Annotated in this window: 16 protein-coding genes; 7 read left to right on the top strand and 9 right to left on the bottom strand. The window is 64.5% G+C overall.

Features of this window, described 5'->3' with window-relative positions:
• The 5 genes from bioD to AAHK21_RS11805 all read left to right on the top strand — a co-directional run bounded on the left by bioD (position 1) and on the right by AAHK21_RS11805 (position 6606).
• Positions 1-681 (top strand): dethiobiotin synthase, encoded by a 681-nt coding sequence (gene bioD, locus AAHK21_RS11825; protein WP_367857317.1) that lies wholly within the window; start codon positions 1-3, stop codon positions 679-681.
• 109 nt (positions 682-790) lie between these two features.
• Positions 791-1087 carry a pyrroloquinoline quinone biosynthesis protein PqqE gene (locus tag AAHK21_RS11820; RefSeq protein ID WP_102681902.1) on the top strand — a complete coding sequence of 99 codons (297 nt, stop codon included), beginning with the start codon at positions 791-793 and terminating at the stop codon, positions 1085-1087.
• 250 nt (positions 1088-1337) lie between these two features.
• The gene (locus AAHK21_RS11815) at positions 1338-3143 is read left to right on the top strand and encodes a phenylacyl-CoA dehydrogenase (protein ID WP_367857316.1); all 1806 of its coding nucleotides are present in this window, start codon (positions 1338-1340) and stop codon (positions 3141-3143) included.
• Positions 3144-3410: 267 nt separating this feature from the next.
• Positions 3411-4697 carry a diguanylate cyclase gene (locus tag AAHK21_RS11810; protein WP_367857315.1) on the top strand — a complete coding sequence of 429 codons (1287 nt, stop codon included), beginning with the start codon at positions 3411-3413 and terminating at the stop codon, positions 4695-4697.
• A gap of 130 nt (positions 4698-4827) precedes the next feature.
• Positions 4828-6606, top strand: a complete 1779-nt coding sequence (locus tag AAHK21_RS11805; RefSeq protein ID WP_367857314.1) for an acyl-CoA dehydrogenase C-terminal domain-containing protein — start codon at positions 4828-4830, stop codon at positions 6604-6606.
• A gap of 384 nt (positions 6607-6990) precedes the next feature.
• Here AAHK21_RS11805 and AAHK21_RS11800 read toward each other — a convergent pair whose 3' ends face one another.
• A complete protein-coding gene (locus tag AAHK21_RS11800) occupies positions 6991-7914 on the bottom strand; it encodes a LysR family transcriptional regulator (RefSeq protein ID WP_367857313.1) in 924 nt (307 codons plus the stop codon).
• A gap of 210 nt (positions 7915-8124) precedes the next feature.
• Between AAHK21_RS11800 and AAHK21_RS11795 the strand changes: the two genes are divergently transcribed.
• Positions 8125-9402, top strand: a complete 1278-nt coding sequence (locus AAHK21_RS11795) for an aspartate aminotransferase family protein (protein ID WP_367857312.1) — start codon at positions 8125-8127, stop codon at positions 9400-9402.
• A 155-nt stretch (positions 9403-9557) separates the two neighbouring features.
• Positions 9558-9716, top strand: a complete 159-nt coding sequence (locus AAHK21_RS11790; protein WP_003177654.1) for a YqaE/Pmp3 family membrane protein — start codon at positions 9558-9560, stop codon at positions 9714-9716.
• Between the two features lie 31 nt (positions 9717-9747).
• Here the strand turns inward: AAHK21_RS11790 and AAHK21_RS11785 are convergent, their stop codons facing one another.
• The 8 genes from AAHK21_RS11785 to AAHK21_RS11750 all read right to left on the bottom strand — a co-directional run bounded on the left by AAHK21_RS11785 (position 9748) and on the right by AAHK21_RS11750 (position 18117).
• On the bottom strand, positions 9748-11559 hold the full coding sequence (locus tag AAHK21_RS11785) for an alpha/beta hydrolase family protein (protein WP_367857311.1): 1812 nt from the start codon (positions 11557-11559) through the stop codon (positions 9748-9750).
• Positions 11540-12688: a pyrroloquinoline quinone biosynthesis protein PqqE gene (pqqE, locus tag AAHK21_RS11780; protein WP_367857310.1), complete on the bottom strand. Its 1149-nt coding sequence runs from the start codon at positions 12686-12688 to the stop codon at positions 11540-11542. Before pqqE ends, AAHK21_RS11785 begins: the two co-directional genes overlap by 20 nt.
• A complete protein-coding gene (gene pqqD, locus AAHK21_RS11775; RefSeq protein ID WP_046857401.1) occupies positions 12660-12935 on the bottom strand; it encodes a pyrroloquinoline quinone biosynthesis peptide chaperone PqqD in 276 nt (91 codons plus the stop codon). The genes pqqE and pqqD overlap by 29 nt, the downstream gene beginning before the upstream one ends.
• The gene (pqqC, locus tag AAHK21_RS11770) at positions 12932-13669 is read right to left on the bottom strand and encodes a pyrroloquinoline-quinone synthase PqqC (protein WP_367858983.1); all 738 of its coding nucleotides are present in this window, start codon (positions 13667-13669) and stop codon (positions 12932-12934) included. The genes pqqD and pqqC overlap by 4 nt, the downstream gene beginning before the upstream one ends.
• A 27-nt stretch (positions 13670-13696) precedes the next feature.
• Complete coding sequence (gene pqqB / locus AAHK21_RS11765) at positions 13697-14608, bottom strand: pyrroloquinoline quinone biosynthesis protein PqqB (protein ID WP_367857309.1); 912 nt, start codon at positions 14606-14608, stop codon at positions 13697-13699.
• 73 nt (positions 14609-14681) lie between these two features.
• Positions 14682-14753 (bottom strand): pyrroloquinoline quinone precursor peptide PqqA, encoded by a 72-nt coding sequence (gene pqqA, locus AAHK21_RS11760; protein ID WP_003243383.1) that lies wholly within the window; start codon positions 14751-14753, stop codon positions 14682-14684.
• Between the two features lie 170 nt (positions 14754-14923).
• Positions 14924-17239, bottom strand: coding sequence for a pyrroloquinoline quinone biosynthesis protein PqqF (pqqF, locus tag AAHK21_RS11755; protein ID WP_367857308.1), 2316 nt, complete (start codon positions 17237-17239; stop codon positions 14924-14926).
• A 95-nt stretch (positions 17240-17334) separates the two neighbouring features.
• On the bottom strand, positions 17335-18117 hold the full coding sequence (locus AAHK21_RS11750) for a carbon-nitrogen hydrolase family protein (protein ID WP_367857307.1): 783 nt from the start codon (positions 18115-18117) through the stop codon (positions 17335-17337).
• Between the last annotated feature and the right edge of the window lie 5 nt (positions 18118-18122).

Raw genomic sequence — 18122 nt, 5'->3', positions numbered from 1 at the left:
ATGAGCCAGGCCTATTTTGTTGCCGGCACCGACACCGATGTCGGCAAGACCACCATCGCCGCGGGGCTGCTGCATGCGGCGATGCAGTCGGGGCTGAGCACGCTGGCGGCCAAGCCGGTGGCATCCGGGTGCATGGTGACGCCCAGAGGGTTGCGCAACAGCGATGCCCTGGCGTTGATCGATGAAAGCTCGGTCAAACTGCCCTATGAAGCGGTCAACCCTTTCGCTTTCGAGCCGGCCATCGCTCCACACGTGGCGGCGCACGAGGCGGGGGTGGTGTTGAGCGTGCCGGTGCTGCGTGATGCGATGCAGCAGGTGCTGGCGCAGCACGCCGACTTCACCTTGATCGAAGGGGCCGGCGGCTGGCGGGTGCCGTTGTCCGACCATGCCAACCTGTCAGACCTGGCCATTGCCCTGAAACTGCCGGTGATCCTGGTGGTAGGGGTGCGGTTGGGGTGCATCAACCACGCCTTGCTCAGCGCCGAGGCCATCGCCCGCGACGGCCTGCAACTGGCCGGTTGGGTGGCGAACATCGTCGATCCGCGGACATCGCGTCTGGAGGAAAACCTGTCGAGCCTGGCCGAGCGGCTGCCCGCGCCATGCCTGGGGCGCGTACCTTGGTTGAAGCAGGCGAGCGCCGCCGCGGTGGCCGAGCATTTGCACCTGGACCTGTTGGATTAGGCCTCTGCCTATCAGCTGGCACAAGGCTATTAGGGATTTCAACGGGCCTTTTTCCCGTTCTGCTGCTTTAATAAGGCCTGTTCATCATCCAGCGTCATGGAGTCCTGACATGGAAATCAATGCGAGCTCCGCCTACTACGCGGGCCTGGGTGCCATCCAGAACGGCCAGAACCGTGTCGACCAGGCCGCCCAGCAGATCGCCAGCGGCGCCGTCGAGCGTGGCACCAGCGGGCAGTCCACCGACTACCAGGCCGAGCGCCTGCGCGGCGTTGACCGCAGTCAGCAGATGGATCTGGCCACCAGCACCGTGCAACTGGCGCTGGGCAAGCACGAAGTCGAACTGGGTGCCAAAGTCGCCAAGGCTTCCGATGAAATGCTCGGTCGGTTCATCGACACCTACGCCTGATTCGCTGAACCACATTCGCTTACTGCGCGGGGCAAGCCCGCTTCCATTCGTGGGAGCAGGCTTGCCCCGCGATGCGTTTGAGGGTGTTTGGCTGAATCGTCATATTCGGCGGCGTAAATGCCATTGTTAGCCCTCCTTGACAGCGAGGCCTCCTAAACGTAAGTTTCAAACAACTGTTTGACCGAAAGCCGCCAAGAGCTGGTCGGTACCCGCGGTCTCCCTACCGAACTCATCACAGAGGTTCATCGCAATGCCTGATTACAAAGCCCCCTTGCGTGATATCCGCTTCGTCCGCGACGAACTGCTCGGCTATGAGGCGCATTATCAGAGCCTGCCGGGCTGCCAGGACGCCACGCCCGACATGGTCGACGCGATCCTGCAGGAAGGCGCGAAGTTCTGTGAAGAGGTACTGGCCCCGCTGAACCGCGTCGGCGACCTGGAAGGCTGCACCTGGAGCGAGGCGGGCGTGAAGACCCCGACCGGCTTCAAGGAAGCCTACCAGCAGTTCGTCGAAGGCGGCTGGCCGAGCCTGGCCCACGACGCCGAGCACGGCGGCCAGGGCCTGCCTGAGTCGCTGGGCCTGGCCCTGAGCGAAATGGTCGGTGAGTCGAACTGGTCGTGGGGCATGTACCCAGGCCTGTCCCATGGTGCGATGAACACCATCTCCGAGCACGGTACCCCCGAGCAGCAGGAGACCTACCTGACCAAACTGGTGTCCGGCGAATGGACCGGCACCATGTGCCTGACCGAGCCGCACTGCGGCACCGACTTGGGCATGCTGCGCACCAAGGCCGAACCTCAGGCCGACGGCAGCTACAAAGTGTCCGGCACCAAGATCTTCATCTCGGCCGGTGAACACGACATGGCCGATAACATCGTGCACATCGTCCTGGCCCGCCTGCCCGATGCGCCGGCCGGCACCAAGGGTATCTCGCTGTTCATCGTGCCGAAGTTCCTGCCCAACGCCGAAGGCGGCGCGGGCGAGCGCAACGGCGTGAGCTGCGGCTCGCTCGAGCACAAGATGGGCATCCACGGCAACGCCACCTGCGTGATGAACTTCGACAGCGCCACCGGCTACCTGATCGGCCCTGCCAACAAGGGCCTGAACTGCATGTTCACCTTCATGAACACCGCTCGCCTGGGTACTGCGCTGCAAGGCCTGGCTCACGCCGAAGTGGCGTTCCAGGGCGGCCTGAAGTATGCCCGCGATCGCCTGCAGATGCGCTCGCTGACCGGCCCGAAAGCACCGGAAAAAGCCGCTGACCCGATCATCGTCCACCCGGACGTGCGCCGTATGCTGCTGACCATGAAGGCCTTCGCCGAAGGCAACCGCGCCATGGTCTACTTCACCGCCAAGCAGGTGGACATCGTCAAGTACAGCCAGGACGAGGAAGAGCGCAAGAAGGCCGACGCGCTGCTGGCCTTCCTCACCCCGATTGCCAAGGCGTTCATGACTGAAGTCGGTTTCGAGTCTGCCAACCACGGTGTGCAGATCTATGGCGGCCACGGTTTCATCGCCGAATGGGGCATGGAGCAGAACGTACGCGACAGCCGTATTTCCATGCTGTACGAAGGCACCACCGGCATCCAGGCACTCGACCTGCTCGGTCGCAAGGTGCTGATGACCCAGGGCGAGGCGCTCAAGGGCTTCACCAAGATCGTTCACAAGTTCTGCCAATCCCAGGAAGGCAACGCCGCCACCAAGGAGTTCGTCGAGCCGCTGGCCGCGATCAACAAGGAATGGGGCGAGCTGACCATGAAGATCGGCATGGCCGCGATGAAGGACCGCGAGGAAGTGGGTGCCGCTTCGGTGGACTACCTGATGTACTCCGGCTATGCGTGCCTGGCCTACTTCTGGGCCGACATCGCCCGCCTGGCAACCGAGAAACTGGCGGCCGGCACCAGCGAAGAGGCGTTCTACACCGCCAAGCTGCAGACTGCGCGCTTCTACTTCCAGCGCATCCTGCCGCGTACCCGTACCCACGTGGCGGCCATTCTGTCCGGCGCCGACAACCTGATGGCGATGAAGGAAGAAGACTTCGGTCTGTCCATCTAAGCCAAGACGGTTGCACGAAACCGCCTGCCCTTACCGGCAGGCGGTTTTTTTTTGCCTGCGACTTTGCGCGAAGCCGCTTGGCGCGGGGCACACCCATGCCCCGTGATGGAGTACGCCTATAGGCCAATGTCGCATCCAGTTACGAGAAAGTCTCAAGCTGGCCGCCATCCTTGCCGTTAAAGCGTCCGTAAATTCATCTATTCATGTGCGCTGCCGATGAAGTAGGGGCACAATGCCATTATTGATCTGCCGGGTCGGAGATTACCCTTGTTTCGTCTATCCGCTGTACGCGCGAGCCACTTCCTGCCTTCGCTGATTCTGTTGTTGGCAGGGCTTGCGGCAGCCTATGTGAGGGACCTCAGCGTCTTCTTCACATCGCTGTTCAACGTTCTGCCCACCTTGGTGCTTTTGCTGGGTGGCGCCTACTGTGCCGTGTACCGCCGCCAGCGTGAGCTGTTCCTGATGGTCACGGTGTACATCGCCTATTTCCTGCTCGACACCCAGACCGACTTCTACCGCGACAATGGCCGGGTCCGCGAGGATGCCGCGGTGATCTTCCACCTGGTCTGCCTGTTGTTGCCGGCGCTGTTCGGCCTGTATGGCGCCTGGCAGGAGCGCACGCACCTGGCCCAGGACCTGCTGGCCCGATTCGCCGTGCTGTTCGCCGTGAGCAGCGTGGCGGTCGCGCTGGAGCAAAGTTTCCCCGACGCGCTGCTGGGCTGGCTGGCCGAGATCCGCTGGCCCTCGCTGCATGGCCAGTGGATGAGCCTCATCCAGTTGGCCTATCCGCTGTTCCTGGCGGTGTTCATCCTGCTGGTGGTGCAGTACCTGCGTGAGCCCAGGCCGTTGCATGCCGCGCAGATCATCGGCCTGATCGGCATCTTCTGGATGCTGCCCAAGACCTTCATCCTGCCGTTCACCCTGAACATCATGTGCAGCCAGGTGATGCTGATGATCGCCGCCGCGGTATCCCACGAGGCTTACCAGATGGCCTTCCGCGACGAGCTGACCGGCCTGCCGGGGCGGCGCGCCCTGAACGAGCGCATGCAACGCCTGGGGCGCAACTATGTGATCGCCATGACCGACGTCGACCACTTCAAGAAATTCAACGACACCCATGGTCACGATGTTGGCGACCAGGTGTTGCGCCTGGTTGCCAGCCGTTTGTCCAAGGTGACTGGGGGCGGGCGCGCCTACCGTTACGGTGGCGAGGAATTCGCCTTGGTGTTCGCCGGCAAGACCGCCGAAGAATGCCTGCCGCACCTGGAGGCGGTGCGCGAGATGATCGCCAACTATGCGATCCAGTTGCGCGACCAGAACAGCCGACCGCAGGATGACTCCACCGGTCGCCAGCGCCGTGGCGGCGGCGCCAACACCACGGTGTCGGTGACCATCAGCATCGGCGTCGCCGAGCGCCAGGTCGAGCACCGCAACCCCGACGAAGTGCTCAAGTCCGCCGACCAGGCGCTGTACAGCGCCAAGGGAGCGGGGCGTAACTGCGTCATGACCTTCGGTCAGCAGTCGCGGCGTGGGGCCGTGCGCATGGCGAGTTAGCGCGTGACTATGCCTGACCATTCGGTCGCATGATGACCCTATGTCTCGTAAAAGTTGTTCGGTTACACTGCGGTCATCCCAGTGCCGCGGCCCTCACGGGCCGCCCCGACCCTTATAGCGAGAGGTTGTCATGGCTGAATATAAAGCGCCCCTGCGCGATATGCGCTTCGTCCTCAATGAAGTCTTCGACGTGGCCACGCTCTGGTCGCAACTGCCCGGCCTTGCCGAGGCAGTCGATGCCGATACGGCCATGGCGGTGCTGGAGGAGGCCGGCAAGGTCACCGGCAAGACCATCGCGCCGCTGAGCCGCGCCGCCGACGAAGAGGGTTGCCACTGGGACAACGGCTCGGTGCGCACCCCTGAGGGCTTCATCGAGGCATACAACACTTATGCCGAAGGGGGCTGGGTCGGTGTTGGCGGCGATCCGCTCTTCGGTGGCATGGGTATGCCCAAGGTCGTTTCCGCCCAGGTCGAGGAAATGGTCAATGCCTCGAGCCTGGCCTTCGGCCTGTACCCGATGCTGACCGCCGGCGCCTGCCTGTCGATCAACGCCCACGCCAGTGAAGCGCTCAAGGAAAAGTACCTGCCGAACATGTACTCGGGTGTCTGGGCCGGCTCCATGTGCCTCACCGAGCCCCACGCCGGTACCGACCTGGGCATCATCCGCACCAAGGCCGAGCCCCAGGCTGACGGCAGCTACAAGGTCAGCGGCACCAAGATCTTCATCACCGGCGGCGAGCACGACCTCACCGAGAACATCATCCACCTGGTACTGGCCAAGCTGCCGGATGCACCGGCAGGCCCGAAAGGCATCTCGCTGTTCCTGGTGCCCAAGTTCCTGGTCAACGAAGATGGCAGCCTCGGCGCGCGCAACCCGGCCACTTGCGGCTCGATCGAGCACAAGATGGGCATCCAGGGCTCGGCCACCTGCGTGATGAACTTCGACGAAGCGGTCGGCTATATCGTCGGCGAGCCGAACAAGGGCCTGGCGGCCATGTTCACCATGATGAACTACGAGCGCCTGGGTGTCGGCATCCAGGGCCTGGCCTCGGCCGAGCGTTCCTACCAGAATGCCGTGGAATACGCCCGTGACCGTCTGCAGAGCCGCGCCCCGACAGGGCCGCAGGCCAAGGACAAAGTGGCCGACCCGATCATCGTCCACCCGGACGTGCGGCGCATGCTGCTGACCATGAAGGCGCTGACCGAAGGCGGCCGGGCGTTCTCCACCTATGTGGCGATGCAGCTCGACAGCGCCAAGTACAGCGAAGACGCCGCGACCCGCAAGCGCAGCGAGGAACTGGTGGCGTTGCTGACCCCGGTGGCCAAGGCCTTCCTTACCGACCTGGGCCTGGAGTGCACGGTGCATGGCCAGCAGGTCTTCGGCGGCCATGGCTACATCCGCGAATGGGGCCAGGAGCAGTTGGTGCGCGATGTACGCATCACCCAGATCTACGAAGGCACCAACGGTATCCAGGCACTGGACCTGGTCGGTCGCAAGGTGGTGGCCAGTGGTGGCGCCTACTACAAGCTGTTCGCCGACGAGATCCGCGAGTTCATCGGCGCCAGCGCTGCTGACCTTGGCGAGTTCACCAAGCCCCTGGCAGCCTCCCTCGACCAGCTCGACGAGCTGACCAACTGGGTGCTGGATCAGGCCAAGGGCAACCCCAACGAGATCGGCGCGGCTTCGGTCGAATACCTGCACGCATTCGGTTATGTCGCCTATGCCTACATGTGGGCACTGATGGCGCGTGCCGCCAAGGCCGGCGAAGGGGATGCTGACTTCTATGGCGCCAAGCTGGGCACGGCACGGTTCTACTTTGCCCGCCTGCTGCCGCGTGTTCATTCGCTGGCAGCTTCGGTAAAGGCCGGTAGCGAGTCGCTGTACCTGCTGGACGCTGCGCAGTTCTGACCCCGCCGGGCTGCCTGGCAGCCCTGTTGCGGCATGAGGCCGCCCCCGCACCGGATGCAATTTCGGCTGCGGGGGCGGCCTTTTTGTTTGGTCGGCGGCACATGTTTATGAATGGATCTCTTTTGTAAGCTTTGGCTTACACGACGTGGTGACGTTTCGCCTCTTTCCTAAGATTGGATCCACGGTTACTCTTTCTTACATGGACGTAGCGCAGGACGCGCAATGGACAGAGCAGGACGCCTTACAAGGAAGTTGCGCAGGAAGCGCGAAAAGATAGAACAGGGACAAGAAGGATTTCCTGCCAGGATGGCGGGATGATAGGGATGTCGAAGGGAAACAGTCTGGAGAACCCCGCTTAGGCGGGGTTTTCTTTGTGCGCGTGTTTCAGCCAAGCGCGTCCAGCGGCGATATACCCAGTTGGCGTGGGTCGGTCTCTTCCTCCAGCAAGCTGCGCAGCAGCTCGACCGAGGCCTGTTGGCGTTGCGCGTCACGGAACACCAGGCCTACCTTCAGTGGAATACGTGGCTCGCTGAGGGGCTTCCACAATAGCTCCTGGTCGTCCTGCGCGGCATCCTTGGCCCGGCCCGGCAGGATGGTCACCAGCGCCGTGTGCGCCAGGCTGTCGAGGATCCCCGCCATGTTGTTCATCTCGGCCTGCACCTGCGGCCTGCGCCCTTGGCTGGCCAGCTGCGCCTTCCAGATCTGGCGGATCTGGAATTCCTCGCCAAGCATCAGCATCGGCAACTCGGCCGCCTGACGGATCGAGACCTTCTTGAAGTCCTTCAACGGGTGGGTACGGGGGATGACCAGCTGCAGTTCATCTTCGTACAGCAGCAAGCCATGCAGCCCTGGCTGGCGTGGCGGCAGGTAGCTGATGCCGATGTCCAGGCTGCCGTTGAGCAGGCGCCGCTCGATCTCCGACCCCGACAGTTCATAGATCTGTACCACCAGGTGCGGCTGGGCTTTGCGCACCCGCTCCAGCAACTGCGGCACCAGGCTTGGCCGTACGGTCTGCAGCACGCCGATGGCCAGGGTGCGCAGCGACTGGCCCTTGAAGTTGCCCATGGCCTCATGGGCCCGTTGCAGGCCATCGAGCAAGGGCACGGCATGGTTGTACAGGGTATGCGCGGCTAGCGTGGGCAGCAGGCGTTTGTTGCTGCGTTCGAACAGGCTCAGGTCGAGGCTGTGCTCCAGCTGGCGAATCTGCTGCGACAGTGCTGGCTGGGACAGCGACAGGCGTTCGGCGGCGCGGCCCACATGGCCTTCTTCATAGACCGCGACGAAGTAACGCAGTTGGCGAAAATCCATAAGTTATACTTATCGAAAAAGCTGAGAAAACGAAATGGCCGCGAAACGACCAGAGGCCTAGTCTATCGCCGTATTCCAACGGGTTATAGCGCTTATCCCGGCGATTGTTACCCCAGCTGAAAAACACTTTTGATAGGCAAGGCAGAATATTCAATTCCGGCGCCAGACCGGAACCTTGAACGCCCACCACCGTGATTGGCCGGAGTCCCGATGAACCTGTTCAACCTGCGCCGTTCGGCACCCGCCGTCGCTGAGCCCGAGCGTGCCTCGGTGAGCGTGCCCGCCGCCGCGCAGTGCTCCCGCGAGCGACTGATGCCCAGCATCGAACGTGCGCCGCACGTGTTTGTGCGAGGCCAGGGGTCGTGGTTGTGGGACGACGAGGGTCACGCCTACCTGGACTTCACCCAGGGTTGCGCGGTGAACAGCCTGGGCCACAGCCCGAGCGTGCTGGTCAAGGCCCTGGGCGACCAGGCCCAGGCCTTGATCAATCCTGGCGCGGGCTACCACAGCCGCGGCCTGCTGAACCTGGTCGAGCTGCTGTGCCAGCGCACCGGCAGTGATCAGGCCTACCTGCTCAACAGTGGCGCCGAAGCCTGCGAGGGTGCGATCAAGCTGGCGCGCAAATGGGGCCAGCTGCACCGCAACGGCGCCTATCACATCATTACCGCGAGCCAAGGCTGCCATGGGCGCACGCTCGGGGCGTTGTCGGCGTCCGACCCGCTGCCATGCAACCGTTGCGAGCCCGGCTTGCCGGGCTTCAGCAAGGTGCCGTTCAACGACTTGGCGGCGCTGCATGCGGCGGTCGACTCGCGCACCGTGGCGATCATGCTCGAGCCGATACAGGGTGAGGCCGGCGTGATCCCGGCCACCCGTGAGTACCTCCAGGGTGTCGAGCGGTTGTGCCGTGAGCTGGGCATTCTGCTGATCCTCGATGAGGTGCAGACCGGTGTAGGACGTTGCGGCGCCCTGTTGGCAGAAGAAACCTACGGCGTGCGGGCCGACATCATCACCCTCGGCAAAGGCCTGGGCGGCGGTGTGCCGTTGGCCGCGCTGCTGGCCCGCGGGCGTGCCTGCTGCGCCGAGCCGGGCGAGCTGGAAGGCAGCCACCACGGCAACGCACTGATGAGCGCTGCCGGGCTGGCTGTGCTGCAGACCGTGCTGGAGACGGGGTTCTTCGAGCAGGTGATGGACAGTGGTCGCCACCTGCGCGATGGCCTCAGCCGCCTGGCTGGTCGCTACGGCCAGGGCGAAGTGCGCGGCCAGGGGCTGTTGTGGGGGCTGCAACTGCGTGAGGGTGCCGCGGCGCAGCTGGTCGAGGCTGCGTTGCAGGAAGGCTTGCTGCTCAATGCGCCGCAGGCCGACGTGGTGCGCTTCTCGCCGGCATTGACCGTGAGCAAGGGTAACATCGACGAGATGCTCTTGCGCCTGGCCCGGGCGTTCACCCGGCTGCATGCCCAGCAGCACAATCGCCGTGAAGTGCCGGCCTGACCCGGCAGCCGACGTACAGAATTTCAACGAACCGTCTCGCGTTCCTGCGCATCGCCTCTGGTCTGAAATACATGGCCAGGGGCGTTTTTTTGCCCGGTGGAACCTCCGGCAGGTACGGCTAGTCTGTGTTGATACACCTTCAAGGAGCACACCGCATGGACTTCATCCGCATCATCATCGCCATCCTCCTGCCGCCGCTGGGCGTTTTCCTCCAGGTGGGGTTCGGTGGCGCGTTCTGGCTGAACATCCTGCTGACCTTGCTGGGTTACATCCCCGGGATCGTGCACGCGGTGTACATCATTGCCAAGCGCTGAATACTGGGGCTGCGCAGCAGCCCCAGGTGAGTTACCGGCCTAGCAACCGGCAGTAGAACTTCCACTCTTCCTCAAGCGCATGCGCAAGGTTCTTCGCCTGGCGGAAGCCATGTCGCTCGCCCGCGTAGAAATGCCCCTCGGCCTCGATGCCATTGGCCTTGAGGGCTTCAAGCATGCTGCGTGTCTGCTCCGGTACCACCACCGCATCCAGCTCACCCTGGAAGAAAATCACCGGTACCTTGATTCGCCCGGCGTGCAGCAATGGTGTGCGCTGGCGATACCGCTCGGCATCGCGTTGCGGGTCGCCGATCAGCCAGTCCAGGTAGTCGCCTTCGAACTTGTGGGTGGCCCGGCCCAGCGCCTCGGGGTCGCTGACGCCGTACAGGCTGGCGCCGCCACGGAACACATCCTGGAAGGCCAAGGCGCACAGGGTGGTGTAGCCCCCGGCGCTGCCACCGCGGATGAAGGCCTGGGCCGGGTCGATCAGGCCCTGCTCGGCAAGATGCCTGACTGCCGCGCATGCGTCCTCGACGTCGCATTCGCCCCAGCGCAGGTGCAGCGCCTCGCGGTAGGCGCGACCATAGCCGCTGCTGCCCCGGTAGTTGAGGTCGGCGACGGCGAAGCCGCGTTGGGTCCAATACTGGATACGCGGGTCGAGCACCGGGTAGCAGGCCGACGTCGGGCCGCCATGGATGAACACCACCAGTGGGGGTAGGCCGGCCGTACCTTGCATGGCTGGATAGAAGAAACCGTGGGCCGTGCCATCGCCACTGGCATAGCGGATCGGTTGCGGGCGGCTGATTTGTTCCACCAGTAGCACCTCGGCGCCGCCTGCCAGTACTTCGACTTCGTGGCTGCGCCGGTCGATGGCGATCACTGCCGCTGGGCTGATCGGCGAGGCGGCCACTGCATAGATCCGCTCGTTGTCCAAGGCCAGGCTACGGAACCGCGTGTATGCACTGGCATAGCGTTCCACTTCGCCGCTGTCGCGGCGCAACCCCAGTTGCCCGAAACCGCCCTCGAACCAGCTGGCCAGATAGCTGGTGGCGCCGAGGGTCAACCAGGTGCTGGCGCCCAGCTGCCAGGGAGCGGTGGCGTGGTCTGCGGATGCGGCGGGCAGGCGTTGCCAGTGTCCGTCGAGTTCGCCCCAGGGCTGCCAGAAACCGTCGCGGTCGGAGAGGCAGTACAAGCAGCCTTGTTCATCGAAGCGGGGCTGCTGCAAGGATTCGTCCTGCGCGGCGACGCAGCGTGCCGCGCCCCAGGCGCCAGAAGGTTCGCGTTCCCGGCTCATCAGGCGGGTAACGGTCCAGGGTTGCGCCGGCCGGTCCCACTCGATCCAGGCCAGGCGGCATCCATCGTGGCTCAGTGTGGGGGAGGCATAGAAGTCGGCGCCTTCTGCCAGGATCTGTCGATGCTCTGCGGTGAGACCCACAAGGCGATGCTCGACCTGCTCCCCGTGGTGTTCCTCGACGGCCAGCACCAGGCCCGCATGCCACTGCACATCACCGTAGCGGCGGTCGTCGGCATGGGTGAGCCGGCGCGGCAAGCTGCCGTCCAGTGCCTGCAGGTAGACCTGCTGGTCCTGTTCGTTGACGAACACCAGCCCTTCGTCGCTCAGGCAAAAACTGCCGCCGCCGTACTCGTAGACCCGGCTGCGCACACTGAACCCGTCCGGGGTCAGGCAGCGTGCCTGGTGGTTGCGCCAATGCCAGATCCGACAAGCGCCATCGGCGGGCCGGAACTCGTTCCAGAACACACCGTGTTCACCGACCTTCAGTTCGGCGAAATCGGTCCCGGCGGCCACCGCCTGGGTGGCGCTGAACTCAGCCGCGGGCAATGACATGGGAGTTGCGCTCGTTGCGGAAGGTCATCTGTTCAATCTCCAGCGTGGCGTGCTCGGCTTCTTCGCGGGCCTTGAGGATGATGCCGTGGTCCGGTGACTTGGCGCACACCGGATCGGCCTTGCTGGCATCGCCGGTGAGCAAGAAGGCCTGGCAGCGGCAGCCGCCGAAGTCCTTTTCCTTCTCGTCGCACGAGCGGCACGGCTCGGGCATCCAGTCATAGCCCCGGAAGCGGTTGAAGCCGAACGAGTCGTACCAAATGTGGCGCAGGTCATGGTCGCGCACATTGGGGAACTGCACCGGCAGCTGGCGCGCGCCATGGCAGGGCAGGGCGGTGCCGTCCGGGGTGATGGTCAGGAACAGGCTGCCCCAGCCATTCATGCAGGCCTTGGGGCGCTCTTCGTAGTAGTCGGGGGTGACGAAGATCAGCTTGCACGGGCTGCCTTCGGCCTTGAGCTTGTCGCGGTACTCATTGGTGATGCGCTCGGCCCGCTCCAGCTGGGCGCGGGTCGGCAGCAGGCCAAGGCGGTTGAGGTGCGCCCAGCCGTAGAACTGGCAGGTGGCCAGCTCCACGAAGTCGGCCTCAAGGGCGATGCACAGCTCGATGATGCGGTCGATCCGGTCGATGTTGTGCCGATGGGTGACGAAGTTGAGCACCATCGGGTAGCCGTGGGCCTTCACTGCCCGGGCCATCTCCAGCTTCTGCGCGAAAGCCTTCTTCGAGCCGGCCAGCAGGTTGTTCACCTGCTCGTCGCTGGCCTGGAAGCTGATCTGGATATGGTCCAACCCGGCCTGCTTGAACGCGGCGATCTTCTGCTCGGTCAGGCCGATGCCGGAGGTGATCAGGTTGGTGTAGTAGCCCAGGCGTCGGGCTTCGCCGATCAGCTCGGCGAGGTCCTGGCGCACCAGTGGTTCGCCGCCGGAAAAACCGATCTGCGCGGCGCCCATCTCGCGGGCTTCGGCCATCACCTTGAACCACTGCTCGGTGCTCAGCTCTTTGCCCTGCTCGGCGAAATCCAGCGGGTTCGAGCAGTACGGGCACTGCAGCGGGCAGCGGTAGGTGAGTTCGGCCAGCAGCCATAGCGGCAGGCCTACTGGTACCTCAGGCGAGGGTGATCCAGTGTTCGGCACGGGCCACCTCCATGAATTGCTCGATGTCGTCGGCGACTTCGGGCACACCGGGGAACTGCTGTTGCAGCTCGCCAATGATCGCGGCGACGCTGCGCTGGCCATCGATCAGCCCGCCGATCAGGCCGGCGCTGTCGTTGAGCTTGATCATCCCCTCGGGGTACAGCAGCACATGGCCCTTTTGCGCGGGCTCGTACTGGAAACGATAGCCGGGGCGCCAGGCGGGCACTTGTTGACGGTCGAAACTCATAGGGTGATCCCCTTGTGCCAGACCCGCTCGGCGGTGACGCTGTGGTACGGCGGGCGGTTCAGTTCATAGGCCATGCTCATGGCGTCGAGCATGCTCCACAGGATATCCAGCTTGAATTGCAGGATCTCCAGCATGCGCTCCTGCCCTTCGCGGGTGGTGTAGTGCTGCAGGGTGATCGCCAGGCCGTGTTCCACATCACGTCGGGCCTGCCCCAGGCGGGTACGGAAGTATTCATAGCCGGCCGGGTCGATCCACGGATAGTGCTGCGGCCAGCTGTCCAGGCGCGACTGGTGGATCTGCGGAGCGAACAGTTCGGTCAGCGAGCTGCTGGCGGCCTCCTGCCAGCTGGCGCGGCGGGCGAAGTTGACGTAGGCGTCGACGGCAAAGCGCACGCCGGGCAACACCAGCTCCTGGCTACGCAATTGGTCCGGGTCCAGGCCCACGGCCTGACCGAGGCGCAACCAGGCCTCGATGCCGCCGTCCTCGCCGGGTGCGCCATCATGGTCGAGCAGGCGCTGGATCCACTCGCGGCGGATTTCGCGGTCCGGGCAGTTGGCCAGGATCGCCGCATCCTTTATCGGGATGTTGACCTGGTAGTAGAAGCGGTTGGCCACCCAGCCCTGGATCTGCTCGCGGCTGGCGCGGCCTTCATACATCGCCACGTGGTAGGGGTGATGGATGTGGTAATAGGCGCCCTTGGCGCGCAGGGCCTGCTCGAACTCGGCAGGGGACATCGGCGTTGCGTCGCTCACAGGGCCTCCTTACAACTCGATACTCATGCCATCGAAGGCGACTTCCACGCCGCGGCGCTGTACTTCGGCGCGTTCCGGCGAGTCTTCGTCGAGGATCGGGTTGGTGTTGTTGATGTGGATAAGCACCTTGCGCTGGCGCGGGAAGCCGTCCAGCACCTCGAGCATGCCGCCCGCGCCATTCTGCGCCAGGTGGCCCATCTCGCGGCCGGTGCGGGTACCGACGCCGCGGCGCTGCATCTCATCATCCTCCCACAGGGTGCCGTCGACCAGCAGGCAGTCGGCGTCATGCATCATCTCCAGCAGCTTGGCGCCGACCTGGCCCAGGCCCGGCGCGTAGAACAGCTTGCCGCCGGTGCGGGTGTCCTCCACCAGCAGCCCGAGGTTGTCGCCGGGGTGCGGGTCGAAACGGTGCGGCGAATAGGGCGGCGCGGCGCTGCGCAGCGGGAAGGGAGTGAAGCGCAGGTTCGGGCAGGCGTCGATGACGAAGCTGCCTGCGAGCTCGATGCGGTTCCACACCAGCCCGCCGTTCCAGTGGCTGAGCATGTTGAACAGCGGGAAGCCGGTGGTCAGGTCCTGGTGGACCATGTCGGTGCACCACACCTGGTGCGGGCAGCCTTCGCGCAGGCTGAGCAGGCCGGTGGTGTGGTCGATCTGGCTGTCGAGCAGGACGATGGCATCAATCCCGGTGTCACGCAGGGCACGGGCCGGCTGCATTGGCGCGAAGGCCTGGAGCTGGGCGCGGATGTCCGGTGAGGCATTGCACAGGATCCAGTGCTCGCCGTCGTCGGACAGGGCGATGGACGACTGGGTACGCGCCGTGGCGCGCAGGGTGCCGTCGCGGTAGCCCTTGCAGTTGACGCAGTTGCAGTTCCACTGGGGGAAGCCGCCACCGGCGGCGGAACCGAGAATCTGGATGTACATGCGCGCCCTCGTAAACGCTGATCCGAAAAACGACAACGCCCCGGCGGGCCGAGGCGTCGTAACGCACTGCCGCTTAGCGGTTGGCGAAGTACATGGTCACTTCGAAGCCGATACGCAGGTCAGTGTATGCAGGTTTGGTCCACATGGGTTTGCTCCTTCCGGATGGGGTTTGAGGTGGTCGGTTCATTATTGGGTTCTCTCAGGCACGAGAGGTTCCATTGGCCGAGATTGCGCTATCTTACAAGAAAAAATTGTACCGAAAGGTTAATTATTCGAAATGTGCCCTTGCGCAAACGGTAACAATCCTCCTATGCGTCATCGCCATTTTGTGTCTGGGGCGGCGGCATTGGCCATGCACAGCCAACCGTGCCTGGCGTCGATGAGTTGCTGCAGAAGTTCGTCCAACTGAGCTTGTTCGACGTTGAGAATAGACCGCTGCATGCGCGAAAGGTCCGGATTATGTGTCGCCATATGTGCCTGCCAGGCCCATTGCACGACATCGGCATTGCTCATCGCCGCTTCGTCGAACTGGTCTGCCAACTGCGCACGGGCAGCGGCGTCCAGCGCGACGCCTTGACCCAGCAGTTCCAGCAGGTGGCCAAGGATCTGCGCGTGGCTGGCGTGCGGCGATTGCACGCCGAACAGGAGCCCACCGTAGCCTTCGATCTGACGAAAGGCGCTGATTACTGCATAACCCAACTGCAACTCGACGCGCAGGCGTTGATAGACCGGGCCTTGCAACAGCTGGGCGAGCAGGCGGCCGGTGGGCTGCAGATGCGCAGGCAATGGGCAGAACAGCAACAGTGCGGGCTCGCTGCCCGAAGTCTGGATGTGCCGCCAGTGGCGTCCCTGGATCGGGCGTGGCGCTGAAGGCTCGGCAGGCTGGCCCATGAGGCCTTGCAATACGGTTCCCAACGCCCCCTGCTGCGTTGCGTCGAATCCTTGTGCCAACCCCTGCCACCGAGCCTGCTGCCAGAGTGAATCGAGCTGCGGCTGGTCCGGCGTGCAGGCCGGTAGTGGTTGCATTGCGCCCATCAGCAAGGTGTCCGGCAGTGCCTTGAGCAAGGCGCGGATCGGTATCAAGGGGGCTTCGGCTGCCGCTGGCGCCTGCCAATGCTGCCTGGCAGGCACGCGCAGCAACGCAAGCGCCTCCTGTGTGGCGTTGATCACGGCCAGGGGATGCCCCGCCAGACGCAACTGCCAGTACTCGCCGCTGGCCTCGAAGCCCAGTTGCAATGCCGCCTGTGTGGCACGCTCGCGCAACGGTCGGAGGCTGTGCCCGAGAACGGTCCACAGGCGTTGGCGCAGAGGTGACGGAACCTGCCAGCGCAGGTCCAGGGCCGCGAACTGGCGTGCTGGCTGCAGGCAGTGGCCGATACCGAGCGCGGCTGGCAATGCCCTGCCGATCGTGGGCAGTGTGTCTGCCAGCAGTGCTTCCTCGGGGGGCAGTTGCCAGTCTCCCGCAACCATGGATGGCAGGTCGGCCAACAGTGCATCGAAGGCGGTCAGGCCTTGGGCGGACAGGCCGCTGAATGGCCGGCCGGCGCTGTCGCGCTGGGCCAGTTCGAGCGCGCTGCCAGCTTGTTCCCGGCGTTGCTGCAGTTGAATAAAGCGCAGGTTCAGCTGTCCAGGATCCTGCTGTCGTAGAAAACCCAGCCAGCCATACAGCAGCGCCCGGGCCTCGGCCAGGCATGCCTCGTCCGACAGCTGCAACTGGACATGCCAGAGCAGCTGCCCGGCATGGGCGTGGAGTTGTTGCGCCTTGCAGTCCTGCAGCCAGCCCCGTTTGCGCAAGGCATCCAGCCAACCGCCAGGCCGGCTGTCGGTGAGCTGGGCCAATAACAATTCAAGCGCCTGCTCCGCGCCTTCCGGCACGCGGTCATGGGCGAACAGCCAGTCATGACGGGCACCCCACGCGGTTGGCTGGCGCAAAGGCGCTTCGAGCAACGTGGGCGGCCGGTTGCGTACGGTGCCCGCACCCTGGGCGAACAGCTCGCCGTACTGTCTGCCCAATAGTGTCAGCTCATCCAGCGACTGCGGGCCGGCCAGGCTCAAGGTGAGCTGCTTGCCTTGATAGTGGCGTTGATGGAACCGTCTCAGCCCTTGCTGGAAGGCCGGGCTTTCCAGCGGCAGGCTGTAGCGGTTGCCGGCATGGAAAGCGCTCAGCGGATGGCGCGCCGACACCGATTGCAACAAGGTGAACTGGCGTTGGGCTTCGGGGTTGCGCGACCAGGCGATGAACTCGGCATGAATCACCTCGCGTTCGCGGCGCTGGCGCTCGATGGCGAAGTCCGGTTCGGCGAGCATCTGGCACAGGCGCTCCAGCCCACCGGCCAGCGCTGTGGGCGGCACTTCGAAGAAGAAGTCGGTGGTGCGCTCGCGGGTGCTGGCGTTGACCTGGCCCCCCAGGCCCTGGACATAGCGCATGAGGCCGTCGTCCAGTGGGAAGCGCGCGGTGCCGAGGAAGAACAGATGTTCGAGAAAGTGTGCCAGGCCCGGCCAGCACGCCGGGGCATCGTGGCTGCCGGCATGCACCCGTAGCGCCGCCGCCGCGCGCTTGAGGCGCGGGGCGTGGCGCAGGGTCAGGCGCAGGCCGTTGGCAAGGGTATGGTGGCGGATGGCGTCGGACATGACGCCATGCTAGCGCGCAATGCCGAGGTTGTCTGTTCTGGCTGGCCCTCTGCGGGAGCCGGCTTGTCGTGGCGACAGGCCGCAAAATGGCGCAATCAGTGCAGATCCCGACGCAGGTCCGCCAAGTAGGGAAACGCTTCCCGCCCTTTCACTATCCGCTCGCGCTGCAGATCTGCCAGCAACAGGCCTTCCTCGTGGCCGGCTATCGCCAGCACATCGCCGTCCGGCCCGATGATGCTGCTCTGCCCGCAATACTGGATCTCGCCCTCGCTGCCGCAGTAGTTGGCGTATACCAGGTAGCACTGGTTCTCCTGCGCCCGCGAGCGCACGGTCACCTGGCAGACGAAGTCGTAGGGCGCCATGTTCGCTGTCGGCACCAGGATCAGCTCAGCGCCGTTCAGCGCCAGGCGCCGGGCGTTCTCCGGGAACTCGATGTCGTAGCAGATCAGCATGCCGACCTTCCAGCCGTCCAGCTCGACCACCGGGAAGTGATCGGCGCCTGGGCTGAACATCGAGCGGTCGAGCTCACCGAACAGGTGGGTCTTGCGGTAGTTGCAGAGGCTGCGGCCATGGGCGTCGATCAGTTGCACGCTGTTGTAGATCGTCCCGTCCTCGCCCCGCTCGGGGTAGCCATAGACGATGGCGATCCGGTGCGCCTGGGCAATCTCGACGACGCTCATCGCCGAGGGGCCGTCCTCGGCCTCGGCCAGGCGTTCCACCTGGTCCAGGCCGATGTTGTAGCCGCTGAGGAACATCTCCGGGCACACCAGCAACTGCGCGCCTTGGGCGGCAGCCTGCTGGGCCTGGTGCTGCAGGCGCTCGAGATTGCCGGGCACGTCCAACGGCTTGGGCGTGCCCTGGAACAGGGCGATGCGCATGGCGC

Origin of the sequence: Pseudomonas sp. TE50-2 (assembly GCF_040813665.1) — a bacterium.
Classification (GTDB): Bacteria; Pseudomonadota; Gammaproteobacteria; order Pseudomonadales; family Pseudomonadaceae; genus Aquipseudomonas; species Aquipseudomonas soli.
This window is presented reverse-complemented; position numbering and strand designations above follow the sequence as displayed.

Bases quoted from the DNA above. Each gene is read 5' to 3' on its own strand.
- AAHK21_RS11785 (WP_367857311.1), bottom strand. From the start codon at position 11,559: ATGTCATTGCCCGCGGCTGAGTTCAGCGCCACCCAGGCGGTGGCCGCC.
- AAHK21_RS11790 (WP_003177654.1), top strand. From the start codon at position 9,558: ATGGACTTCATCCGCATCATCATCGCCATCCTCCTGCCGCCGCTGGGC.
- AAHK21_RS11815 (WP_367857316.1), top strand. From the start codon at position 1,338: ATGCCTGATTACAAAGCCCCCTTGCGTGATATCCGCTTCGTCCGCGAC.
- AAHK21_RS11805 (WP_367857314.1), top strand. From the start codon at position 4,828: ATGGCTGAATATAAAGCGCCCCTGCGCGATATGCGCTTCGTCCTCAAT.
- pqqC (WP_367858983.1), bottom strand. From the start codon at position 13,669: ATGTCCCCTGCCGAGTTCGAGCAGGCCCTGCGCGCCAAGGGCGCCTAT.
- AAHK21_RS11795 (WP_367857312.1), top strand. From the start codon at position 8,125: ATGAACCTGTTCAACCTGCGCCGTTCGGCACCCGCCGTCGCTGAGCCC.
- pqqD (WP_046857401.1), bottom strand. From the start codon at position 12,935: ATGAGTTTCGACCGTCAACAAGTGCCCGCCTGGCGCCCCGGCTATCGT.
- pqqF (WP_367857308.1), bottom strand. From the start codon at position 17,239: ATGTCCGACGCCATCCGCCACCATACCCTTGCCAACGGCCTGCGCCTG.
- bioD (WP_367857317.1), top strand. From the start codon at position 1: ATGAGCCAGGCCTATTTTGTTGCCGGCACCGACACCGATGTCGGCAAG.
- AAHK21_RS11750 (WP_367857307.1), bottom strand. From the start codon at position 18,117: ATGCGCATCGCCCTGTTCCAGGGCACGCCCAAGCCGTTGGACGTGCCC.
- AAHK21_RS11820 (WP_102681902.1), top strand. From the start codon at position 791: ATGGAAATCAATGCGAGCTCCGCCTACTACGCGGGCCTGGGTGCCATC.
- pqqB (WP_367857309.1), bottom strand. From the start codon at position 14,608: ATGTACATCCAGATTCTCGGTTCCGCCGCCGGTGGCGGCTTCCCCCAG.
- AAHK21_RS11800 (WP_367857313.1), bottom strand. From the start codon at position 7,914: ATGGATTTTCGCCAACTGCGTTACTTCGTCGCGGTCTATGAAGAAGGC.